Raw genomic sequence first — 4726 nt, forward strand, 5'->3', positions numbered from 1 at the left:
ATGGTTTTTTCTGTTTGTGTGTAGCGTGCCGCCAGCACTCGAAAGGCTAAAGCCTCATCTTGATGAGCAGTCCAGCTTTGTGCGTTAACAGAAGAAAAGCGTGGACCGGTCACGTAAGGGTGGCTTGAAACATACCTTTGTTTTTCTGCATCAAAATCCCCAAGCTTTGCTAAGGAGACGGAATGATTACTATCATCTGTCTTAATAACGAAAGCCGTTAAGCGGTCATCGGGGACAAGGAGTGGTACATCATAGCGTGCCTCTGCCCAACCAGTTTTTGCGCCCTTCATGGAATAAAAGCTTTGTGCTTGAATATCGGCGGTCGGATAACCGTTTTCTGTGGTGACCAAATCAATCACCAAATTATGGTTTTGATTGCCGATTTTGCAAAGATGAAAGTCAATACCGGTAATTTGCCGTGTTTCATCGGGGGTAAAAACTTGTGCTTGTGGGTCTACTTGCGTCCATATTTTCACCGTGGTGGTGCGTCGCATCACTTTCACATCAATCACACCTTGACCGGTAAAAAGCCCCGTTGCAATGGTTCCACCTTTTCCCCTTGCCACAACGTTTTTTGTGCCAGCCGTAATATTTTGTGGAATCGTGAAAGCGCCCTCAAGGGTGCCCTTGCTATCGGCAATAAGGAGACTCTTTGGTAAAACATTCACACCATCAAAAGTGAGGCTCTCTAGTTTTTCGCCTTTGCCAAAACCTTCAATTTTAAAGGAAAGGGTAATTTGTCTTAAAAAATTGATTTGCTCTTGGGTCGCACTCACCAAATCATCACGCACTTCTGTTTTACGGATACTACTGCCACGGTTCCTGCCCATATTGATTTGATTGGTGATACCGGAGAGCCAATCGGTGCGCTGTTCATGCCAAAAGTCTGTCGCGGGTTCAAGGGTTACTGTACCAGGCAGGGGTGCAAAATTTTGATAGGGGTTGATCTTTTCGCAAGCCGTTGTCAACTCTTGCGCAATGATCACTTCATTTGTCCAGTCAAGGGTGACAGGCGCTTTTAAAGGAGCAGTATAGAATGTTGGGTCAATGGCAAGCTGCAAAATGCCGTTGCCTACAGCCCCCGTTTGTTGAAAGCCTTCATCTCTGTAACTATCATCAAGAAAGGGATCAGCGAACATGCCTTTTTTAGCGACAGGTTCTTTAGAGTCCACATTGCTTTTAATGCGCTCTAATTGCATCAACCGGTCAAGCGAAAGCACTCGTTGAAAATAGCGCCACATTTCATCATAGGGGGCAACCCGTGTGCCATCATTGACCACAACCGGCGTTTCAAGCCAATTGTTGGTAATGGTTGCAAGGGACAACACATCATCAGGAACACTGGGTGCCATGGGTTGGTCTACTGAGATACCTTTGATGTAAACCACATTGCCCCCTGTGTTGAGACCAATACGGTCAATGCGGGGGAGTTTGTAAGTGTAACTGACGATAATATCACCACCTTGCGCCCCACCTGAGACAGTGATTTCCTGCGCTGTTACTTTATCAGCCGTGATTTTTGCGCGATAGCGGTAAGTCACCTTATAGCTGCTCCCTGCTAAAGGTTCGTCTCCCACCGGTGCCCAATCAATGGTGTCTCCGGTTTTTTTAAAATCTGTGCCTTCTTTAAATTCCTTGCTTCCTTGAACGATTTTGATAAACGCGGTGATGCTTTTATCCGGCACCCCATCGCGCCCAGCGGCAACCGCACCGCGGGTGACGTTAACGGTTTTTTCTTTTGTCAACAAAAGAGACTGAATATCGGCAAGAGGAAAATAATAGGGTTTAAAGGTGAAACTGGTTTTCCCTTTTGGAGGCGCAAAAATATGCGTTTCGCTAGGAACAACGCTTGTCGAAAAATCCTCTGGCTCTTCATGGCGCAAGGCGGCAAGGCGTTTGCGTTTAAAGCCATTGATATTGGCTTCTCCTTCTTGAATACTAAACACTTGGCAACCATTATTTGCTCCCAATGCGCTCACACGGCAGCCACTCACGATATAATGCCCATGGGCGCGGTCGTACGTCGCAATAGCTTGCATGGCGGGTTCAAGCAATGAGGGCGATTTTTGATCAATCAGAACACCATCTTGTAAAATATAAACCGGAAAGAAAGTGCCACTTTGCGCATCCTCTTTCAGTGCCCAAACAAGCTGTGCTGTTTCGCGTGCCGCTCCGGGCTCTCCTTCTGCTAAGGTGCCAGGGACTTGCCCCAAGAGCTCTGGATCATCTTCGTGTGTTATCCATTTTTTTTGCAGCTTCACACCAATTTCCAAGCGCCCAATCATGGCAACATTGTTGAGTACAGCTGGTGCAACGGGAAAAATATCACCGGCAATATAAATCTTGCCATCCGTTAAAGTGACGGTCTTTGTCTCTTTGTTGACAAAAGCATCAGCGCGTTCAACGCGGTCTCCTTCTTGTGCCACAAGGCGCCCCAAGCGGTCATGCCGCCCCCTTATAATGGTTTGAACTTCATTCAGTTCACCACTTTGAATAAAGGGACGCGTGCCATAAAAGACAACGCTTTGTTGTTCCTCTTTGCCGCGAGATCTGTCAATTGCAAAGGGTAAACCACTTTCATGCTTCATATTAAAACCTCAATAAAATCTTGAATTGTTCGCGAACATCGGCACGCAAAGGAATAGTGACAGGCGTTTTGAGTATCTCTACACCACCACGTAGTTCACCAAATCCTAACCAAAGTTTGCCAGGAGGGGTTTGTTGTGCAAGACAGCCATGAACGAGAAGGGAAACAGAGGCGGCTTGTTTGTCCTCAACATCTTCAAAATCTGTGCGGGCTGCAAGAAACAACAGAGTGCCGGTTGGGGAAGGGTTAAATTTGTTTCCACAATGGCTGTACACACCATCCAAAGCCTGTTCGACAGGCGCTACAGCATAGCATCTGCGATACCCAATCACGCTATTTTGGCTGTCTTTTAACACGAGATAAAGCGTACGGTTGCTAAACCACTCTGTCATGAGCATATCGCGTTCATGTTTTTTGACCGAACACCACGGAAAATTTGCCATGTCCCATGGATAATCGATTTGGTTCCAGCTTAACTCCTCGTCAAAGTCATCTATCCAATTACCAATAAGCCTGCCTTCTTCTCTTGTGAGCGTGTGATTGATTTCTGTTGTGCGTCCAAAGGAAAACAAAGTGTCCCCAGCTGTTAAGTGAACACCGCTTTCATACTCCAACATGCTGTCATCAAACCGTGACATATTGCCTTCCAAGGCTTGTACATCATAACCATAGGTCCCACGGCGAAAATCAGAGCGCAAACTTTTGGAAAGGTCGGTAATCGCTTCAATGGCTTCAAGGCTTTTGCGTTCAGGCAACTGATCAAAATCAAGGTGAAAGGAGTTCCACCATGCTCGCCCCGTCCAGGCGGGTTGAAAGCGTGCCGAAATCCCTAACCATTCAAGCCCTATCTCTATTGCCGCAAGGGAGCCGCGAATATTTTGCCATGCAAGACCCTGATCAATCAAATCATAGAGGTTTGGAACATAAGGTGTCAGTTCACCAAGCCCGTATTCTTCAATCAACCACAGCAAGAAACGGGGAGGGCGTGTGATCAGTTTTGCGCGTGAAATCCCCAAAACAGAACCATCAATATCTTGATGAAAATCGCAAGCATCGGCAAGGCGCTTTTCAAATTCTGTCGCATTTGTGGGAAGGAGGGAAGCAACCATTAGCGCGCACGCCCTTTGAAGTTTAAGGTGATTTTTCCAATCGATAAAATTTCTTCATCACAAACCATACTGTCTTGTGTTGGGGTAATGGCAATGACTTTTTGGACACCAGAAATCATTAGTTTTGAAATCCACCACGACAAACTTAATTCACGACCAATGGCTTGTTCTTGTTTCCAAGCCGTGCGTAAATTTGTTTCCATTGTTGTGAGAATTTTCAAAGATGTTTCTGGTAACAGCCAAACATCTGCTTCTAAATCCAGCACTTTTTTGACAGCAGCGTGAACAATGATTGTATCATTGGTCATGATGATATTTTTTCTGTGAAGAGCTTGTGAAACTGCTTGTATGAGATCTTCAGAGGCTGTTCCTTCTTCATTATTACCAAAAAGAGCAACATAGATGGTTGGGTTTTTGCCTTTACGATAGATAATGGCATCTTTCACTCGACTATCGGCTGTTAAGGCGATAAGTTTGTAATAGGGTTCTGTTCCACTTCCGTTTCCTCCACGGGCATGAAGCTGTATGCGTTCACGATATCTCTCGTCACTTTCACCCTCCATGCGGGCAAGACCATGCCAGTTTCCCAAAGCATCAAGAGATTCACCGGTTGCAAAATCAAGAATGTTGTTGCGTGCCGCTTCGTTAATACGCTGTCTTAAAAGCAACTCTCGATAGCTAAAAGCCTCTATGACTTTTACGGCCGGATCACTTTCAAGAATGGTATATTCAGGCAAAAGCTCTTTTAAATGGACAAGAGCAGCAGCGCGTATTTCTTCAAAAGAAAGTTCTGTGATGATGTCTGGTTTTGCAAGCACTCCATTCATTTTATCAATAATCCTTCCATGGTAATGGGCTTGCCGGATGGCAAATAAATGCCTTCAAAGGATAAAGAAACGTGTCCATTCTCACCCCTTTTAAAATCAATTTTTTTCACTTTAAAACGCGGTTCCCACTTGTCTAAAGCCTCAGCAACAGCAGCATAAAGAGCAACAGCAAAAGCATTATTAACCGGTGCATCAATGAGTTC

At 45.4% G+C, this 4726-nt stretch carries 3 protein-coding genes and 1 pseudogene; all 4 read right to left on the reverse strand.

Annotated features, from left to right (window positions below):
- Nucleotides 1-2588, reverse strand: a 2588-nt coding sequence (locus ACFING_RS09255) for a DUF4815 domain-containing protein (protein ID WP_375630630.1), incomplete at its 3' end; no start/stop codon positions are given.
- Nucleotide 2589: 1 nt separating this feature from the next.
- Nucleotides 2590-3696: a phage tail protein gene (locus tag ACFING_RS09260; RefSeq protein WP_375630632.1), complete on the reverse strand. Its 1107-nt coding sequence runs from the start codon at nt 3694-3696 to the stop codon at nt 2590-2592.
- Nucleotides 3696-4523 (reverse strand): baseplate J/gp47 family protein, encoded by an 828-nt coding sequence (locus tag ACFING_RS09265; protein WP_375630634.1) that lies wholly within the window; start codon nt 4521-4523, stop codon nt 3696-3698. The genes ACFING_RS09260 and ACFING_RS09265 overlap by 1 nt, the downstream gene beginning before the upstream one ends.
- Nucleotides 4520-4726 (reverse strand): annotated as a pseudogene (locus ACFING_RS09270) (GPW/gp25 family protein); the annotation flags it as partial. The pseudogene ACFING_RS09270 and the gene ACFING_RS09265, both read right to left, overlap by 4 nt.

The organism is Bartonella sp. AP150HLJHH, from assembly GCF_042196385.1.
GTDB lineage: Bacteria > Pseudomonadota > Alphaproteobacteria > Rhizobiales > Rhizobiaceae > Bartonella.